Source organism: Corallococcus sp. AB011P (assembly GCF_003611605.1).
Lineage (GTDB): Bacteria > Myxococcota > Myxococcia > Myxococcales > Myxococcaceae > Corallococcus > Corallococcus coralloides.
This window is the reverse complement of sequence record NZ_RAVX01000022.1, coordinates 91392-109678: the sequence shown is the minus strand read 5'-3', so window position 1 is coordinate 109678 and position 18287 is coordinate 91392. Positions and strand designations below refer to the sequence as shown.

Annotated in this window: 17 protein-coding genes; 8 read left to right on the top strand and 9 right to left on the bottom strand. The window is 69.1% G+C overall.

Annotation, left to right across the window (positions count from 1 at the left end; translation table 11 throughout):
* Positions 1-122: 122 nt before the first annotated feature.
* Together D7X30_RS35090 and D7X30_RS35085 are read left to right on the top strand one after the other, a co-directional pair.
* On the top strand, positions 123-875 hold the full coding sequence (locus tag D7X30_RS35090; RefSeq protein WP_120567326.1) for a hypothetical protein: 753 nt from the start codon (positions 123-125) through the stop codon (positions 873-875).
* A gap of 148 nt (positions 876-1023) precedes the next feature.
* Positions 1024-1383 carry a GFA family protein gene (locus D7X30_RS35085; RefSeq protein WP_120567325.1) on the top strand — a complete coding sequence of 120 codons (360 nt, stop codon included), beginning with the start codon at positions 1024-1026 and terminating at the stop codon, positions 1381-1383.
* A 74-nt stretch (positions 1384-1457) separates the two neighbouring features.
* Here D7X30_RS35085 and D7X30_RS35080 read toward each other — a convergent pair whose 3' ends face one another.
* The 3 genes from D7X30_RS35080 to D7X30_RS35070 form a co-directional block, all read right to left on the bottom strand.
* Entirely contained in the window at positions 1458-2144 is a 687-nt protein-coding gene (locus D7X30_RS35080) for a DNA-3-methyladenine glycosylase (RefSeq protein WP_120567366.1), read from the bottom strand.
* A gap of 62 nt (positions 2145-2206) precedes the next feature.
* A complete protein-coding gene (locus D7X30_RS35075) occupies positions 2207-2695 on the bottom strand; it encodes a hemerythrin domain-containing protein (protein ID WP_120567324.1) in 489 nt (162 codons plus the stop codon).
* A gap of 81 nt (positions 2696-2776) precedes the next feature.
* Positions 2777-4291, bottom strand: coding sequence for an FAD-dependent oxidoreductase (locus tag D7X30_RS35070; RefSeq protein ID WP_120567323.1), 1515 nt, complete (start codon positions 4289-4291; stop codon positions 2777-2779).
* Positions 4292-4740: 449 nt separating this feature from the next.
* On the opposite strand from D7X30_RS35070, the gene D7X30_RS35060 reads away from it, so the two are divergent.
* The 3 genes from D7X30_RS35060 to D7X30_RS35050 are packed head-to-tail and all read left to right on the top strand — an operon-like array spanning position 4741 to position 8064.
* The gene (locus D7X30_RS35060) at positions 4741-6870 is read left to right on the top strand and encodes an ATP-binding protein (RefSeq protein ID WP_120567321.1); all 2130 of its coding nucleotides are present in this window, start codon (positions 4741-4743) and stop codon (positions 6868-6870) included.
* Positions 6867-7277, top strand: a complete 411-nt coding sequence (locus D7X30_RS35055; RefSeq protein ID WP_120567320.1) for a response regulator — start codon at positions 6867-6869, stop codon at positions 7275-7277. The genes D7X30_RS35060 and D7X30_RS35055 overlap by 4 nt, the downstream gene beginning before the upstream one ends.
* Before the next feature lie 28 nt (positions 7278-7305).
* Complete coding sequence (locus D7X30_RS35050) at positions 7306-8064, top strand: GvpL/GvpF family gas vesicle protein (protein WP_120567319.1); 759 nt, start codon at positions 7306-7308, stop codon at positions 8062-8064.
* Positions 8065-8067: 3 nt separating this feature from the next.
* Here D7X30_RS35050 and D7X30_RS35045 read toward each other — a convergent pair whose 3' ends face one another.
* From D7X30_RS35045 to D7X30_RS35025, 5 genes are all read right to left on the bottom strand, one after another.
* Complete coding sequence (locus D7X30_RS35045; protein ID WP_120567318.1) at positions 8068-9324, bottom strand: hypothetical protein; 1257 nt, start codon at positions 9322-9324, stop codon at positions 8068-8070.
* A complete protein-coding gene (locus tag D7X30_RS35040) occupies positions 9321-11192 on the bottom strand; it encodes a Gldg family protein (protein ID WP_120567365.1) in 1872 nt (623 codons plus the stop codon). Before D7X30_RS35040 ends, D7X30_RS35045 begins: the two co-directional genes overlap by 4 nt.
* A complete protein-coding gene (locus D7X30_RS35035) occupies positions 11189-11911 on the bottom strand; it encodes an ABC transporter permease (RefSeq protein ID WP_120567317.1) in 723 nt (240 codons plus the stop codon). The genes D7X30_RS35040 and D7X30_RS35035 overlap by 4 nt, the downstream gene beginning before the upstream one ends.
* Positions 11908-12834, bottom strand: coding sequence for an ABC transporter ATP-binding protein (locus D7X30_RS35030; RefSeq protein ID WP_120567316.1), 927 nt, complete (start codon positions 12832-12834; stop codon positions 11908-11910). Before D7X30_RS35030 ends, D7X30_RS35035 begins: the two co-directional genes overlap by 4 nt.
* Before the next feature lie 70 nt (positions 12835-12904).
* Positions 12905-14320, bottom strand: a complete 1416-nt coding sequence (locus tag D7X30_RS35025; RefSeq protein ID WP_120567315.1) for a TIGR01777 family oxidoreductase — start codon at positions 14318-14320, stop codon at positions 12905-12907.
* Positions 14321-14352: 32 nt separating this feature from the next.
* On the opposite strand from D7X30_RS35025, the gene D7X30_RS35020 reads away from it, so the two are divergent.
* From D7X30_RS35020 to D7X30_RS35010, 3 genes are all read left to right on the top strand, one after another.
* Positions 14353-15318, top strand: a complete 966-nt coding sequence (locus D7X30_RS35020; protein WP_120567314.1) for an L-threonylcarbamoyladenylate synthase — start codon at positions 14353-14355, stop codon at positions 15316-15318.
* 104 nt (positions 15319-15422) lie between these two features.
* Positions 15423-17129, top strand: a complete 1707-nt coding sequence (locus D7X30_RS35015) for a DUF6119 family protein (RefSeq protein WP_120567313.1) — start codon at positions 15423-15425, stop codon at positions 17127-17129.
* A 53-nt stretch (positions 17130-17182) separates the two neighbouring features.
* Positions 17183-17422 (top strand): Sua5 family C-terminal domain-containing protein, encoded by a 240-nt coding sequence (locus D7X30_RS35010; protein ID WP_304984745.1) that lies wholly within the window; start codon positions 17183-17185, stop codon positions 17420-17422.
* Here the strand turns inward: D7X30_RS35010 and D7X30_RS35005 are convergent, their stop codons facing one another.
* Positions 17423-18130, bottom strand: coding sequence for a hypothetical protein (locus D7X30_RS35005; protein ID WP_147443398.1), 708 nt, complete (start codon positions 18128-18130; stop codon positions 17423-17425).
* Between the last annotated feature and the right edge of the window lie 157 nt (positions 18131-18287).

Below are 18287 nucleotides of genomic sequence, written 5' to 3'. Positions count from 1 at the left end.
CTTTCACAGGCGTGTCACGGGCCGCACGTGTCACAGGAACCTCATACGGGCCGTGTCAGGGGGGCGTGGTACTCGCCAGCGCGCTGTTCGCGGTTCTCCCCCCTTGAATGAAGAGGTTCCCCATGAAGACCCTGTCGATGAAGTCGCTGCTGGGCGCCCTGATGCTGTTCTCCGCTCCGGCGTTCGCTGACTCCACCACCAGCATCCCCGCCTTCGAGGCGAGCATCACCGCCGCGAAGAGCCCCACCAGCCCCGGCGGCACGACCATCCTCCGCTCGGAGATCCGCAACGCGCTGGACGCGTTCCTCAACGACATTGGCCTCGGCGTGGACAGCACCGAGCGCGCCTATCTCACCACCCGCCTCAGCGACACGCCGTTCCAGCAGTCCATGACGGGCACCGCGGCGAAGTATTTCGCGGACTTCTACGAGCTGAACGATGCGACCTTCACGGGCTACCCGCTGAACCTGTATCCCGTCGCCCAGACGCCCGCGGTGCTGTTCGGCGCCACCGGCTCGTTCGCTTCCGCGCGCATCTACGAGGGCTACATCCCCAACGGCCAGGGCATCGCCAACCAGCAGACGCTGGGCGAGGCGTTCAGCAACGCCTTCGGTCCGCAGGCCAGCGATTTCGAGCCCATCGCCGTGCGGGAGCTCATCGCGCAGCTCAGCGCCTACAGCTACAACGTGGACGAGGTGGAAGGCGCGGTGGCCTACATCACGCAGATTTCGCGCAACAGCAACCGGCTCTACAGGACGGGCTGGAGCTGCCGCGGGTGCGGCGCGCCGGGCTACACGCAGGGCTTCGCCATCGCGGCGGTGAGCACGGACCGCCGCTTCGTGCGGATGATGTCCGTGACGACGTACGCGGACTGACGTGACGCACCGCCGCAAGCGCGCGGGGACGACACCTGCGCGCTTGCGGTCCCCTCCGCCTCCGTTCATTGATGCGCGTCACACGCACCGGGTGGGCGGAAGCGCACGCTTCCGGCCCGGGCATCACTCAGCAACCGGAGGAAGCACCATGGCGGAGATGAAGACGTATACGGGTGGCTGCCACTGTGGACAGGTCCGCTACGAGGCGACCACGGACCTGACGCAGGTGGTGAGCTGCAACTGTTCCATCTGCCACAAGATTGGCGCGGTGCTGACGTTCGTCCCGCCGGAGCAGTTCAAGTCCCTCTCCGGCGCGAACGTGGTGCAGACCTACCAGTTCAACAAGAAGGTCATCAACCACCTGCACTGCCCCACCTGCGGCGTGGAGTCCTACGCCACCGGCAAGGGCCCGGACGGCAAGGAGATGTTCGCCGTCAACCTGCGCTGCGTGGACGGCGTGGACCTGTCCACCCTCAACGCGTTCCCCTACAACGGCCGGGACGCGTAGGCCGCTTTTTCGCAGCAGGCCGCTCAGCCCTTTCGGAGACTGGGCGGTACGGTGCGCTCCCGGCCCCTGTCCGGCTAGCCGCCCTCCGGCGGTGCGAAGGTGCCCACGGGCTTGTCCGCCGCCCGCCACAGGTACCAGCTCACCACGCTGCGGTAGGGGCGCCAGCGCTCGCCGTACGCGAGCAGCGCCTTGGGCTTGGGCTGTTCCTTCAGGCCGTGCAGCACCATGAAGCCCTTGCGCACGCCGAAGTCGTCCACGGGGAGGATGTCCGGCCGGCCCAGGCGGAAGATGAGCAGCATCTCCACGGTCCACTGGCCAATGCCGCGCACCTGCGTGAGGTGCTCGATGAGGTCCGCGTCGGACATGCGGCGCACGCGCGCGAGCGGCGGCACCGTGCCGTCCACCGTCTTGCGCGCCAGGTCCTGGATGGCCAGCAGCTTGTTCGCGGACAGCCCGGCCTCGCGCAGCGTGGCGTCCGGGAGCGCGAGCAGTTTCTCCGGCGTGAAGCCCTTGCCCTGCCCCACCCGCTCGCAGACGCGGCCGAAGATGGTCGCCGCCGCGCGGCCGTGGAGCTGCTGGTAGACGATGGAGTGCGCCAGCGCCTCGAAGGGGCTGTGCAGCGGGGACCGCTCGAAGCGGAACGGGCCAATCGTCTTGAAGAGCGTGCCCAGGATGGGGTCCGCGCGCACGAGGGCGCGGCGCGCGGCGGGTGTGAAGGCATCCGGCAGCAAGACGGGGGTGGAAACAGGAGCGCGCGGCATGGGCCGCATGCTGCCCGGCCCCACGCCACGCGCAACCCCTGTCTTGCTTCGGACGCGGCGCGCTAGATGGGCGCGGCGTGCTCCGTCTCCTCGGGCACGTCGTTGCGCGGCTCGCCCTCCATCAGGGAGTCGTATTCCTCCTCCAGCTGGATGCCCAGGTCCTCCAGCTGATCCTTGCTGAGGATCTTCCGCGCCGCCTTGAAGAGGTCCTTCTCCTCCTCCTCGACGTGGTGCTCCACCTGCTCCTGGAGGACCTTCATCTTCGCGTCGAACTCCTCGTCGGAGGGCTCCATGTCCAGCAGGTCCGCGATGAGGCGCTTGACGGCGAGGTGCTCCTCCACGGCCTCGCGCAGCTCGTCCTCCGTGTCGTCCTTCTTGAGCGCCGGATACAGGTACAGCTCTTCAATCTTCGCGTGCGCGCCCAGCCGGTCGGCGATCTGCTCGAACAGCTCCTGTCGCTCGTCGTCCTCGTGGTCCGACAGCTTCTCGTACTTCTTGAAGAGCTTGGACACCTCTTCGTGCTGCTGCTTGATCAGCTCCAACGCGTTCATTCCCCTGCCCCCTGAATGAAGTGGATGTGCAGATAGATGGGGGTGGGACCGTCCGAAGGGAAGCCCACCCGCACGCACTTCTCACTTCACCGGCAGCTTGCGCGACGGCAGGTCCTTCACCGCGGGGCCGTTGAGCACGCGCCCGGTGGGGCTGAAGCGGCCTCCGTGGCAGGGGCAGTCCCAGGAGCGCTCCGCGTTGTTCCAGTGCACGTGGCAGCCCAGGTGCGTGCACACCGGGGACACCGCGTGCGGCGTGCCGTCCTCCTCGCGGTACACGGCCACCTTGCGGCCCTCCACCTCCAGGATCTTCCCCTCGCCCGGCGCCACGTCCGACAGGTGGCGTCCGTCCGGCTTGGACAGCCGGTCCGCGACGAAGCGGAAGGCCACCTCCGCGTTCTCCTGGATGAAGTCCTTGGCGCCGGCCTTGGGCTTCACGCGGCCCGCGTCGTACAGCGCGGCGTAGGGGTTCTCGTTGCCGAGGATGAGGTCCGACACCACCATGCCCGCGAGCGTGCCGAACGTCATGCCCGTGCCGGAGAAGCCCGTGGCCACGTACACGTGGCGGCTGCCCACGTTGCGGCCGATATAGGGCAGGCCATCCGCGGACTCGATGATCTGGCCGGACCAGCGGTGCGTGATGCGCTTCACGGGGAAGCGGTCGCGTGCGTACGCCTCCAGCGCGGCGAAGCACGACGTGGTGTCCTCCTCGCTGCCGACCTTGTGGTCCTCGCCGCCCACGATGACGTAGGGCACGCCGTCCACCCGCTGCGTGCGGATGTAGTGATACGGGTCGCGGCTGTCGTAGTACTGGCCCGGCTCCAGCGGCCCATCCAGCGGGGCCGCCACCGCGTAGGTGCGGTACGGGTAGAGCTTGGTGTGCATGGCCACGCGGTTGAGCGGCGTGGTGGTGGCCTCCACCACGGCCTGCGCCGTCACGGTGCCCTTCTCCGTGACGACGCGGCAGGGCGTGCCGTCATGGATGTCCACGACCTTGGTGTTCTCGAAGAGGTGGCAGCCGTCTCCCGGGATGCGGTCCGCGAGCGCGAGCAGGTACTCCCGCGGGTGGAACACCGCCTGGTCCTCCACACGCAGCGCGCCCTTCACGGGGAAGGGCAGCGGCACCTCCTTCGTGTAGGACGCCAGCAGTCCGGCCTGCCGCGCCGCGGAGACCTCGTGCAGCAGGTCGCGCAGCTCCGCTTCCGTCTCCGCATAGCGGAAGCCCGGCACGCGGGTGAAGCCGCAGTCGATGGCGAGCGTCTCCACCAGGGACGCAATCTGTTCGATGGCGGCGCGGCTGGACGACGCGGCCAGGTGCGCGCCCTTCTCACCGAAGTCCTTCAGGAGCGTGGTGTACGGCGTGTCCAAGAGCTCCGTGAGGTGCGCGGTCGTCTGTCCCGTCTGGCCGGAGAGGACGCGGTGCATCTCCAGCACGGCCACCTTCTTGCCAGCGCGCTTGAGCAGCCAGGCGGTCGTCAGGCCCGCGATGCCCCCACCAATGATGGCCACATCCACGTCCAGGTCGCCCGGCAGGGAGGGGAAGTCCCGGGGAAGCGTCGTCACCGTCCAGAGGGATTTGTGCTGGCGCTCGTCATTCATGAGGGAAGGCTAGGAATCCGCTTCCCAGGGCATAAGCCACGCCTGCCGAGCCCCGCCCGGCCGGTTGCCCAGCGTCGGGCGTTCGCGATCCAACAGAGCTTCGCCCCAGGTGTTGGTCAGTCAGGGGCCGAGCGTGAACAGGGCTGGGGTGCGATGTCGCCAGCGCGTTAAAACGCCCCTTGGACCCGAAGGTCCGCGCCGGGCGGACCCAAGGAGCATGCGCAGAATGCCCGTGGAACGCGTGGCTGGTGGGGCCAGCCTGGTGGATGTGCTGGACCGCCTGCTGGACAGGGGTTTGCGCTTCGACACGCCGGCCCTGGAGGTCCTGGGCCGAGCCTCTCCTTTGGAGGGGCAGACGCGCATCGTGGTGGCATTTTCGGAGGTCCGCACCGCAGACTCGCAGGAACGCGGTCGTTCCCCGCGTCCCCCTTCACCCGGAGCGTAAGGTCGTGGCGTCTCCAGCCCCGCTGCCCCCCGCCGAAGCCGATCCCGGGGCGCGCCTCGTGCTCGCCGAGCACCTGCTCGCCTGCGAGTCCGCCGTCACCTGTGCGCGAGCGGTCGTGGAGTGGCTCGCGCGCAGACATGGCTCACTCACCGCCTGTGTCGGGCCGGGGGATGGCGCGGGTGCGTCCGCGTGCCTGGCCAGTGAAGGACTGACGGGGGCGCAGCAGGCCGCGTTGGCCCGGGCGTGGGACGCACAGGGTTCGCCGCTCGCTGGCTTCCGGAATCGGGCTGGGGCGCGGTGGCTGGCGGCGGACGCGGTGGAGGGCGCGGCGATGCCGGGCGGGTTCCTGGCGGTGCCGCTGGGACGCTCCGGAGCGCCCGCGGCCGCGCTGCTGGTGGTGGGGCTGCCCGGCCCGGCCGTGCCGGAGGACGTGGCGTGGGTGGCGTCGTGCGCGGGGCCGCTCCTGGCCCGGCAGCTGGCCTCGGATGCGCGGGCCCCGCGCCGTCCGGAGCCGGACCGGCTGCTGCGCCGGGTCATCAACGCGGTGTCGGATCCGGTGCTGCTCACGGACACGGAGGGCACGCTGCTCTTCGCCAACGCCCGCGCGGAGGGACTGCTGGTGGCGGGCCCGGACGCAAGCCCCGGCCGCACGCGGGCGGTGGAGCTCAACCAGCGCCTGTTCCGGGAGACGCTCGCGCAGGGCGGCACGTCCGTGCACCGGCGCGAGGTGTCGCTGGTGGATCCGCTGGAGGGCTTGGACCTGCTCTTCGAGCTGGCCACCACGCCGGTGCTGGCGCCGGACGGGCCGTCCGTGGTGGTGAGCGTGCTGCGCAACCTGACGGACCTGGGCCGCGCCACGCAGGCGCTGGGGGAGAGCTACCGGCAGCTGCGCGCCACGGAGCGCGAGGCCCGGAGCGAGCGCCACCGCCTGGACCGGGTGCTGGACTCGGTGGCGGACCCCATCATCCTGACCGACCCGGCGGGCGGCATGGTGATGATGAACGACCCGGCCGAGCGCCTCTTCGCCTGGCCTCACGAGCGGGGCACGGCGGGCGAGGCCGCGGGCGGCGAGGCCACCTTGCGCCGGGTGCGAGCCAACGACGCCCTCTTCGCGTCCTTCCTGGCGAACCTGCTGGGGCCGGTGAACGCGGGCGTGTCGCGCTGGAAGAGCCAGCTGACGCTGGACGACCCGGACACCGGCGCGCCCGTGCCCATGGAGGCCATGGCCAACAAGGTGCTGGGGGACGGGGGCGAGCTGACGGGCATCGTCACCGTGTTCCACGACCGCACGGAGGTGCTGGAGCGGGCGCGGCTCCTGGAGCGCGTGAAGGAGGTCTCCAGCGAGCTGGAGGCGCGCGTGCAGTCCGCCACCGCGGAGCTGGCGGAGCAGAACGAGAAGCTGCGCCGGCAGGCCATCCAACTGGAGCAGGCGAGCGCGGCCAAGTCGCAGTTCCTGGCCAACATGTCGCATGAGTTCCGCACGCCGCTCAACGCCATCCTCGGCTACACGAACATGCTCTTGCAGGGCGTGTCCGGGGAGATGACGCCGCCGCAGCGAAGGAACCTCACGCGCATCGACTCCAACGGGCGGCACCTGTTGGAGGTCATCAACGAGATATTGGACATCACCCGCATCGAGGCGGGGCGGATGCCGCTGCACCTGTCGGACTTCGGCATCCCGGAGCTGCTCCAGGAGGTGATGGCGGAGATGGACCCCATCATCGCGCGCAGCAAGCTGACGGTGGACACGCGCCTGGATGAAGGGCTGCCGGGGGTGTGGAGCGACCGACAGAAGGTGAAGCAGATCGTCCTCAACCTGTTGTCCAACGCGCTGAAGTTCACGCACGAGGGCGGCGTGCACGTGGCGGCGGAGTATCAGAACGGCACCGGCACCGTGGCCATCTCGGTGAAGGACACAGGCATCGGAATCGACGTGTCGAACCAGGAGAAGATCTTCGAGGACTTCCAGCAGGTGGACAGCTCGCCCACGCGTGCCTATGGGGGAACGGGCCTGGGCCTGTCCATCTGCCGTCGCCTGGCGGCGATGCTGGGGGGACGCGTCTCCCTCCAAAGCGTCCCGGGCCAGGGTTCGACCTTCACCCTGCACTTTCCAAGACGTGCGAGACGGACATGACGAACACCCCGGAAAAGACAAAGCCGCTCGTGCTGGTGGTGGACGACTACCAGGATGCCCGGGAGATGTACGCGGAGTACCTGGAGTTCTCCGGCTTCCGCGTGGCGGAGGCGAAGAACGGCCAGGAGGCGTTGGACAAGGCCTTCGAGCTGGCGCCGGACGTCATCCTGATGGACCTGTCACTGCCGGTGATGGACGGCTGGGAGGCGACGCGCCGGCTGAAGGGCGACGCACGCACGAAGGGCATCCCGGTGGTGGCGCTCACGGGGCATGCGCTGAAGGGCCACTCGGAGGACGCGAACGAGGCCGGGTGTGATGCGTACGTCACCAAGCCGTGCCTGCCGGACGCGCTGGTGGACCAGGTGAAGAAGATGATCGCCCTGCGCGAGGCCGCATCCGCGCGCTGAAGCCGCATCTGTACGGAGGGGGCACGTCATGACGACGAAGACCCAGGAGGAGTCCTCGCGCGAGGGGCGGGCGCACTACCTCTACGGCATCGTGCACGAGGACGGCGGAGGGGCGCCGGAGCTCGCGGGGTTGGGTGATGCCCCGGTGCGGCTGGTGCGCGAGGGAGGCCTCGCGGCGCTGGTGTCCGACGTGGCGGGCCCGAGGGTGGTGCCCACGCGGGCGAACCTCTTGATGCACCAGCGCGTCACGGAGGCCGTGGTGCGCGAGCACACGCTGGTGCCGGTGGCCTTCGGGACGGTGCTGCCCTCCGAGGAGCGCGTGCGGGAGTTGTTGCGCGTGGCGCGCGCGCCGCTGAGCCATGCGCTGTCCGAGCTGGAGGGCCGGGTGGAGCTGGGGCTGAAGGTGTACTGCCACGGCGACGCGCTGACGCGCAGGTTGCTGGAGGCGCGGCCGGAGCTGGCGCGCGGCCCCGCGGAGCTGGAAGAGGACCACGAGGCGAGGCTGGAGGCGGCGCTGCACGACTGCACCCGGAAGGACCTGGACGGGCTGAGGGCGGGCCTGCGGCCACTGGCGGAGGCCACGCACGAAGCGCCGCCGCTGGGTGAGCGGATGATGTTCAACGCGGCCTGGCTGGTGGACCGCACGCGGGTGGCCGCGTTCGAGGCGCGGGTGCAGTCGCTGGTGGCGCGACTGGACGCGTACACGTTCCGGTTCACGGGGCCGTGGCCGGCCTACAGCTTCGTGGACGTGCGGCTGGACGTGGAGTCGGTGTCCGCCGAGCCGTGAGCCTCAGCGCGGCGCGGTGAGCTTCGCGGCGTCGTCGGCCAGGAGCTCCAGGCCGCCGCCCATGCGTGTCCAGCCGGGGGTGAACTCCGTGCGCGCGTACCACGAGCCGTCCGGCGTCTTCGCCATGGAGAGCTCGCCCACGGCCTTGCCGCCGCGCTGGTACTCCACGCGGAAGGCGGGCGTGGGAGCCGGGCCCGGAGGGGCTTCGCCCCGGCCCAGGAACTCCACGGGCGTGAGGCGCCACAGGCGGTCATGCCAGTTGCGGGCGAAGTCGTCCGGGGTGCCGGGGGCGTCCACGGGCGACAGCTGCACGGCACCCGGCGGTTTGCCGCTGGCGACGAAGGCGCGGGACGTGGTGCCGGTGGAGATGACGATGTGGTCGAAGCCGTCCACGTCGAAGGTGTGCAGCCGTCGGTCCACGAGCCGGCTGGACGCGGCCTCCAGGTCCGGCAGCAGTCCAGGGCCGAGGAGGAAGACGTGCCCATCGGACGTGCGCTGGAGGTAGGGAGCGCCCCAGCCCGAAGCGGGCGTCGCGAGGCGGAACGTCCTGGGCGTCCCGTCGAGCGTGAGCGTCAGCCCGCGCTCTGTCTTCGCGAGGCCGATCTCCTCCAGCTTCTTGTCGTCCAGGACGCCCAGGTCCCGCTGCGCGCGCAGCGGAGCGAAGCGGGAGAACAGCTTCAGCGCCACGTCGTTGCCGCGCAGCTCGCGGGGAGGAGGCACGGGGGCGGGGCTCGCGGGTGTCCCCGCATCGGAGGAAGCGTTCGCGAGTGCGCCCGTTTGGGTGCCTCCGTCACTGACTGCCGGGAGCGAGCCCGTGTTGGCACCGGCATTCGCGGGCGAGCCCGCATCGGACGTCGCGCGGGCCAGCGCTCCTGCATCGAGCGCGGCACGTCCCGCGTCGCTCGCACCAGCGAGTGCGCCGGCCTCCGAGGCGTGGGCCAATGCTCCTGCATCAGGCGCGGCACTGCCCGCATCACGGGTGGGTGCGCCGGCCTCCGTGGCGCCTCCTGCTTCGGCACGTGGCTTCGCGGGCTTGTTGCCCAGGCGGACCCAGACGGTGTCGCGGTCCTGGGGGTCGCGGAACAGCTCCACGAAGCGCGTCTCCTCGTCATACCGGATGCGGTCGAGCGCGCTCGCCCGCGCGTCCTCCACCGTCACCTCACCCGGCGCACGCGAAGGCTCGCGCTGCCACACGAAGAACGCGGCCACGAGCGCCACGCCCGCCAGCACGCCCTGCACCGCCACGTCGCGCGCCTTCATCGCGCACCTCCCGCCACCGCGGTGCTCCGGGGCGCGCGCCGTCCGCGCCGCCGCGTCACGAAGAAGCCCACCGCCAGCACCGCCACCGGCATCCCGAAGACCGTCGCGTAGAACCACACGACGTCCTGCGAGCGAGTGTGCTGCAACGGCACGTCCTCCTCGCTCGTCGTCACGCCGGAGAGCGCCTCCTCGCCGGAGAGCCAGCGCAGCGTGTCCACCGCGAGATACGCATTGCCCACGTTGCCCAGGATGCCGTCCCCCAGCGCGTCCGCGTCCGCCATCACCACCGCGCGCGGCGCGGGCTTGCCCTCCGCGGCGGGCCGCTCCACCGCCACCACCAGCGGCCACGCCTTCGTGACCTCGCCCGGCTCCGGTTCGAAGTCGCCATTGCGGTCCGCGAACGTCTCTCCGTGCGCGCGCACGCTCGTGTCCAGCAGCACGCCGGGCACGGGCGGCGTGACCTGCTCCAGCGCGGTCGCCCCCATGAACGCCACCGCGCCCTGCGAGCCCAGCGCGGACAGCGACGTCACCGACGGGTGCGAGGAGAAGCTCGCCGTGCCCAGGTTGCCCCGGTCGCTCTGCTGCCGCGTGGTGCGGAAGTACACCCGGTCATTCGCCAGCGGCACGCGCAGCGACTTGAGCCCCATCGGTTGCAGCAACGGCTCCAGCGCCGCGCCATCCGGCTCCAGCGCGATCCACAACCGCCCTCCCCGCTCCCAGTACTCACGCAGCGCGGTGGCCTCTTCCGGAAGCAGCTCCCGCGTGGGCCCCAGCACCGCCACCATCGCCGCGTCGCCCGGCACCGCCGAGCCCAGCCCCTCCGCCACCGTGAGCGTGCGCACGTCCACGTTCTGCGCGCGCAGCAGCTCCTTGAACTGCGCCACCGACGGCCGGGCCGCCTCTCCCGGCACGGGCCGCGTGTCGGCGCGCTCCCCGTGGCCGCCCGTGAGGTAGACGATGCGCCGGGGCTTCGCCACCGCCAGCAGCCGTCGCTGCACCTCCGCGTCCAGCCGCTGGAGCTGCCCGCGCGCACGCTCCGGATCCAATCCCAGGGTCAGGATCTCCTTGCGGTCCCCCCGCGCCAGCACCACGGAGCCGTTGTTGCTGACGCCCAGGGCCTTTCCGCGCGCGGGCTCCACCGCCTGGTCCAACGACTCCACGCCCAGCTGCGGACTCTCCGGCTCCAGGTCGCGGAAGTACTGCCGCGCCGCCTCGCCCACCTCGTTCGCGGGCGGGAAGAAGAGCGTCACCTGCAAGGGCTCGTTGAGGCCGCGCACCAGCTTGCGCGTCGCATCACCCGGCTTCGCGGTCCGGAAGTACGACAGGTCCCAGGTCGCGCCCGCTTGCGTGGCCACGTACGTCGCCGCGAACGCGAACACGATGACGAACGCCATGCCCAGACCGGAGAACAGCGCGCTCTTCACCCGGCCCGTCTCCGGCACGGGCGCCCGAGCCATGGCCACGAGCGCGGCCTCCACCATCGCCAGCGGCACGAGCGCGCACAACAACAGCGCCGGGAACAGCACCGCCAGCACCACCGACAGCCGGGGCGACGCACGCGACAGCGGCTCACCGAGGAGCGCCGTCCCCACGTCCCCCTTCACGAAGTAGAGCACCAGCGCGGCCAGCCCCACGACGTACAGCGTGAGCACCCACCGCTCCAGCGCGCGCCGGTCCGCGGGCGCGGCGATCATCCGCACCGCGCGCCACGCCGTCGCGGCCACCACCACGGCGGTGCCCAGCGCCGCCAGCGCCACGCGGCCGGAGCCCACGCCCAGCACGCGCTCCGCGAGGAACACGGCCACGAGCCCCGCGACGAACGCCCCCGTCGCGGCGAGCCCCGTCCCGAAAGAAGCCGGCGTGCTCATCGCCACCTCCGCGCTTCCAGCACCCGCGTGGCCGCGAACAGCGCCACGTAGGTGACCACCAGGTAGTAGACGACATCCCGCACGTGGATGATCCCCGCCTGGAACGGGGGGAAGTGCTGATTCCACAGCGACATCGCGCTGAAGACGTCGGACAGCGGTTGCTCGGTGATGCGCGCCAGCAGCCAGCACAGGATGAGCGCCACCAGCATCACCGCGGAGAAGATGGCCGCGAGCAACTGGTTCTTCGCGAGCGACGACCCGAACGTGCCCACCGCCAGCGACGTGCTGCCCAGCAACAGCAACCCCAGGTAGCCCGCCGCCACGTGCCCGAAGGACACCTTGCCGTTCACCAGCACCAGCAGCGGCATGTAGAGCGTGAGCAGCAGGTACAGCGCCAGGAACGCGAGCCCCGCCAGGAACTTGCCCAGCACGATGTCCCGGTCCCGCACCGGCGACGCGTACAACAGCGGCAGCGTGCCCGTCTGGCGCTCCTCCGCGACCAGCCGCATGGACACCAGGATGGCCGCCACGATGGTGAAGCCACTGGAGTAGTAGAAGAAGCCGGACAGCACCTCCGCGGAGCGCTTGCTCGCGCCGCCCAGGGCGTACGCGTTGAAGAACAGCCCGTTCACCGCGAGGATGATGGCCAGGATGACGTAGCCGCTGAGCGTGCGCAGGTAGCCGGCCAGCTCGCGGCGAGCAATCAGGAGCGCCTTCACGCCTTCACCTCCTGCCCGTGCGTCAGGCGCAGGAACAGCGCCTCCAGCTGTCCCTCGTTCGCGTCCAATCGCAGCAACTCCAGGCCCGCGCCCACCACCGCCCGCGCCACCTGGGGCCGCAAATCCGGCGCCGCCGCCACCTTCAGGGCCAGCACGCCACGGTCCCCTTCCCGCACCTCCACCGCGCCGAAGCCCTGCAACGCTTCGAGCGCCCGTGCCCGGTCACCCCGCACCTCCAGCACGATGGACGGACCGCCCAGGCTTCGCGACAGCTCCTCTTCACTGCCCTGCGCCAGCAGCGTGCCCTTGTGGATGATGAGCAGCCGGTCACACGTCTGCGAAATCTCCGGGAGGATGTGGCTGGACACGAGCACCGTGTGCGCGCCCTTGAGGCCGCGGATGACGTCGCGCATCTCCACGATTTGAAGCGGATCCAGACCGCTGGTCGGCTCATCGAGGATGAGCAGCGCGGGCTTGTGCACCAGCGCCTGCGCCAGTCCCACGCGCTGACGGTAGCCGTGGCTGAGCGTGGAGATGACCTCGCCGTGCACGTCGCGCAGGCCGGTCTTCTCCTCGGCTTCGCCGACGTGGGACGCGGTGGCCTTGGCGGGCACGTCGCGCAGCCGGGCGACGTAGGCCAGGTATTCGCCCACCGTCATCTCCTCGTAGACGGGGGGCACGTCGGGCAGGTAGCCGATGCGCTGGCGCACCTCGTGGGACTGGCTCACCACGTCGTGCCCGTCGATGACGACGCGGCCCGAGGTGGGCAGCAGCACGCACCCGAGAATCTTGAGCGTGGTCGACTTGCCGGCGCCATTGAGGCCCAGGAAGCCGATGACCTCGCCCTGGCCGATGGTGAAGGCCAGGTCCCGGATGGCCGCGTGCTCGCCGTAGAACTTCGTCAGCCCTTCGACCTGGATCATCAGGACTCCTCGACGCGAGAGGAAGCGGCGCACTTCTGTCGCCCCTCCCGAGGAGTGTCAAGCACGGGGCTCACCCGTGGTGGTATTCCGCGCCGTCGGTGGTCCGGCCCAGCGTGAAGCGCAGCGCCTCCTCCAGGCCGGGCAGGAGGAAGGAGAACCCGTGGGCCTGCGCCACGGTGGGCAGGACGTGGGTGCTGGACAGGAGGGTCTCCTCGCCCATCTGTCCGAACACGGTCTTCACCACGGCGGCGGGCAGCGGGAACACCGCCGGACGGTGGAGCACCTTCCCCAGCACCTTCGCCAGCTCGCCCTGTCGCACCGCGTTCGGGGACACGGCGTTGAGCGGCCCCCGGATGGACGGGGTGAAGAGGGAGAGCTGGATGAGGCCCAGCACGTCCTCCAGGGACACCCAGCTCAGCCACTGGCGTCCGGAGCCCACCGGACCGCCGCCGCCCGCCTGGGTCGCGAGCGCCAGCTTCGCGAGCGCCCCGCCGCGCGCGTCCAGCACCACGCCGATGCGCAGGTGCACCACGCGGATGCCCGCGTCCTCGGCGGGTTTGGTGGCGGCCTCCCACTGGCGCGTGACGTCCGCGAGGAAGCCGTCACCGGAGGCGGACGTTTCGGTGACCTCCTCTTCGCCCCGGCTGCCGTAGTAGCCGGCAGCGGAGGCACAGATGAGCACGCGCGGCTTGCGGGTGGCGCGGGCCAGCGTTTCACACAGCAGGCGGGTGCTCTCGGTGCGGCTCTTGAGGATCTCCTGCTTGCGCTCGTCGGTCCACCGGCCCTCGCCGACGTTGGCGCCGGACAGGTGGACCACGGCGTCCACGTCCTCCAGGCCCGCGGCGTCGACGGTGCCCTTGTCGGGAGCCCAGGAGATGTCCCCGCGCGCCGCGTTCGCACGGCCGCGCACCAGCCGCTTCACGCGGTGGCCGCCGGTGGTGAGGAACGACGCCAGCGCGGAGCCCAGCATGCCGGACGCGCCGCCGATGGCCACGGTGAGCGGGCCCTGATTCGCGAAGGCGGCATGGCGGCGCAGGTCCGCGCGGGTGAGCGTGTGGCGGTAAGCGAACATCCGCTCCAGGCGCTTGCGCGCGTAGCCCCCGCCGAAGGTGTCCCCGAGCGTGCCCACGGGCAGCTCGTACTGGATGGAGTCCTCCAGGACGGAGGTCTGGGGGCCCGAGGGATTCATGCGGTGGTCATGGATCCACTTCGCGAAGGGGCCTTCACGCTGGGTGTCCTGGAAGGAGGAGCCCTCCACGTAGGCGGTGTGCTCGGCGACCATGCGCTGGGGGATGGGGCCCAGGTGAAGCTTCACGACGACGCGGGCGCCGGGGCGGATGCCGTCGCCGGTGCGGTCCACGACTTCAGCGGTCTCCCAGGGGGGCGACAGGCGTTCGAAAGCCCCCTCGCGGGTGTGCCAGGAGAAGAGGTCGGCGGCGGGGACTGGCATCTGGCTGCGCGCATCGAAAACGTGCGACTTGCCCATGGTTTCTCCAGGGGAGACAGTGCGACCCGAGCATGCTTACTCCCGACCTCCTCGACCGTGCAGTCGAATTGCTGCGGCACGGCGGTGTCATCGCCCTGCCAACAGAGACGGTCTACGGCCTCGCGGCCAACGCCGAGGACGAGCTGGCCGTGCGCCGCGTCTTCGCCATCAAGGGCCGGCCGGCGAACCACCCGCTCATCGTCCACATCCCGGATGAGGAGTACCTGCCGGAGTGGGCCCGTGAGGTGCCGGACGAAGCGAAGGCGCTGGCGAGGGCGTTCTGGCCGGGTCCGCTGACGCTGGTGCTGCGGCGCACGTCAAAGGCCACGGACGCGGTGACAGGCGGCCAGGACACGGTGGCGTTGAGAGTGCCCGGCCACTCCGTGGCGATGGAGGTGCTCGAGCGGCTGGGAGGAGGCGTGGCCGCGCCGAGCGCCAACCGCTTCGGCAGGGTGAGCCCGACGACCGCGGAGCACGTGCAGCGAGACCTGGGCGACGACGTGGACCTGGTGCTGGACGGAGGTCCGTCCACGGTGGGCGTGGAGTCGACCATCGTGGACCTGTCGTCCGGAGCCCCCGTGATTCTCAGGCCCGGAGGCCTGGCGACGGAGGACATCGAGCGCGTGCTGAGGCGCGCGGTGCCCGTGCGCACGTCGACCACGGTGCGCGTGTCCGGTTCGCTGGAGTCGCACTACGCGCCCAGGGCGGGCGTGGTGCTCGCGGAGCCGCATGAAGCAGTGCAGCGGGTGGAAGCACTGCGCGCACAGGGATTGCGAGTCGGAGTGCTGGGCCCCGCGTCACTGTCACTGCCCACGGACGTGCAGCGCTTCGACGTGCCGGGAGAACCGGCGCAGGCCGCGCGGGTCCTCTATGCGCGCCTGCGTGAAGCCGACGAACAGGGCCACGACGTGCTCGTGGCCTGTCTGCCCGCCGCGAGCGGCCTGGGCATTGCCGTGCGAGACCGACTGTCCCGCGCTGCGGCGCCCCGCGAAGGCTGATCCTTGAGACATACCTCTCCTGGGTAATAGCAGCCCACGGAGAACGATTGGATCCTCATCTGACAACCCCAGACAGCGCAGCTGCGTCCTCGGAGCGTTCTCAGATGAAGCTGAACCTCACCCTCTTCCGGGAAGAAATCGACTCCTTCGAAGGATGCCTTCGCGGTACCGCCGGCAACCGCGCCTACCAACCCAGCAAGTCCACCAAGAAGCTGCTGGACGCAGACCACAAGATCTACTTCGTCAAGACCGAGCCTCGGCCTCCGAAGTGGCTGAAGTTTATTGAGAGCTACGTCTCCACCAAGGAGACCGAACACCTCAGCAATCACACGGCTTCCGCCCTCGTCCTGCTGAAGGTTACTACCCACGAAGGGCCGCGCTTTTTCGGCATGTCCGCAGGATTCGGTCACCTCTTCATCAACAAGGACAACATCGAACTCAACTTCGGACTCATCACTGCGTTGAACTCGGTTGACCCCACCAAGCTCAGAACAATCGATTCCAAGAAACTGGGCGTCCAGACCTTGCAGAAAAGAGAAGCCTCGAACCTCGAGACAAAACTTGGGGAATTCGGATTCGAATTCGACAGCGAAATCCTCCACATCGTTTCCGGCACCTGTATCGATGAAACGCTCGGTGCTCGGATCGGAGGGTCCGACAGTCTCAACCTACACACCAAGCTGGACTTCGAAGAACTGCCAGCCAAGTGCGCAACACTCTTCAAACGCTATCGAAGCGACTCGTACAAACAGGCCTTCTCCTTCATCGACCATGTCAAACTGGAGAAAAGTTCTCGCATCAAGCAACAGCTCGACGATCAGATGCTCGACGTCCTGAACAAACGCCGGAGCGCGCCGCATGTCTCTGTCGCCTACCCTGATCAGATCGACTACAATGAGTGCGTCAGCTATCTGATCTCAGGCAAGGGCGGAAGCTCCATCGTGGACGAGATCACGCTTCAGCGCATCTACGATTATATTGGCAAAGAGACGCTGACAATCGACGACCTCAAGAAGATCAAAATCTTCGGACTCAGCGATCTTGACAGAAACTCAAGGCGCACTGAGATCGAGCCGCTGTACGCATACCTCACCCACGAGGCGAAATTGGGTGACAGGCGGTACATTCTCAGCAACAGGCGTTGGTATGAAGTCGACAGGGACTACCTGGAAAAGCTGGACCGCGACTTGAAGGAGTATGTCCGGTTCAGCAGCACCCCGATCCTGCCTCCTTGGCGCCTGAGCCAAAACAAGAAGGGAGTCTGGGTTCATGACGAGGGCGATTACAACAAAGCCTGTGGCGCAGACAAAAACTTCCTCTTGCTCGACCGAAAGCTCTACTCTTTCGGAACTGGCCACGGGGGCAGCCGCGTAGAGGTCGCGGATCTATTCCACCGACCTTCGTCGAAGCTTCTCTGCGTCAAGAAGCTTTCCTCTTCAGCGACGCTCAATCACCTCTTGGCGCAAGCCACTGTCTCCGCAGAACTCTTTTCCGACATGGAGCAGTACAGGGAGCGGTTCTTGGCCAGCGTCGCAACGCACTGGGGGATCGCCAAGCCAGCTCAGGATTTCATCCGAACCCTGAAGTTTGTCTATGCCATCGGAACACAGGAGACAGTCCCGCTACTGGATCTTCTCCCGGTCTTCAGCAAGGTGATGCTCATGAAGCACATCCGACTGCTTCAGCGAGCACGGTTTGATGTCGAACTGGCTCAGGTTCTCATGACCAATGATCAGGCCCAGCCCGCCACAGCGCCCCCTGCCCCCAAGCAGGCAACCGCGAAGGTGCTCCGGCGTCGCGTCCGTTCCTGATGCAAGCAGAGTCAAACCAGCGTGGGGCTTGATTCGCGACTTTGGTCCGATAAATGGCCGCCAGGTCTGCCAAGCGCGCGGCGCCCAGCGTGTCACTGACACTGCGCACGGACGTGCAGCGCTTCGACGTGCCTGGGGAACCGGCGCAGGCCGCGCGAGTCCTCTACGCGCGACTCAGGGAAGCCGACGAACAGGGCCACGACGTGCTCGTGGCCTGTCTGCCCGCCGCGAGCGGTCTGGGCATCGCCGTGCGGGACCGGCTGTCCCGCGCGGCGGCGCCCCGCGACAGTTGATCAGAGGTCCTTCACCAGTTCCTGCCGCGCCTTCGCGGTGTAGCGGCCAATGAGGTCCGCGCGCCTGGGCGAGTACTTCGCGCTCTCATACTGGATGGCCATGATGCCCCGGGCCGGCAGCGTCCACTGCGTCAGGTTCACGTGGCTCTCGAGCGTGGTCCACCGGTTGAGCACCTTGAACTGTCCCTGCCCCGCGAGCGCGCTCTCCAGTGCCTCCGCGGAGGCAGTCGCGTCCGCCTCCTGCAGCGGCGCCAGGTCCGCGGCGAAGCGCACGGGAACGTCTCCCCACTTCACCTGCCGCTTCACCTCACGGGCCGTCTTCGGCTCCCCGAACTTCCGGGTGAGCAGATCGCGCATCAGCGTCTGGAAGGTGCGCGGATCTCCCACGTCCTGGAAGAAGACGTCCACCGCCGCCAGCCGGTTGTCCAGGAACCCCAGCGCCACCTCCGCCGGAAGCTCCGCGATGGTGGTCTTCAACCGCAGCGTTCCATCCGGGGACACGCTCGCCTCCGGCAGCGCGGCGCGGACCTCGTCCGGCGACATCCCCCAATGGGCCGACTGGAACCCCTCCGTACTCCGGTAGGTCTTGTCCGCCGCATCGCGAATCGCCTGCCGCCGCTCCAGCGCGGAAGGCTTGTCCGGATTCGACGACGCACAGCCCGCCGCCAGGCCCAGCACCCCCAACAACCCCAAAGCCCCAAGCTTCATCTCATCGCTCCAATTGCAATCACGGGCCTCTCCCCATGGAGGCCTCCGTCGCAGGCATCCCGCGCGCTTTACGAGACGCGGACATAGAGGAATACGGAGGGACTCCGGAAGCTGGGTCGCCGGACGCCCAGGGGCTTGCGGCCAGCAGCCCGGGTCG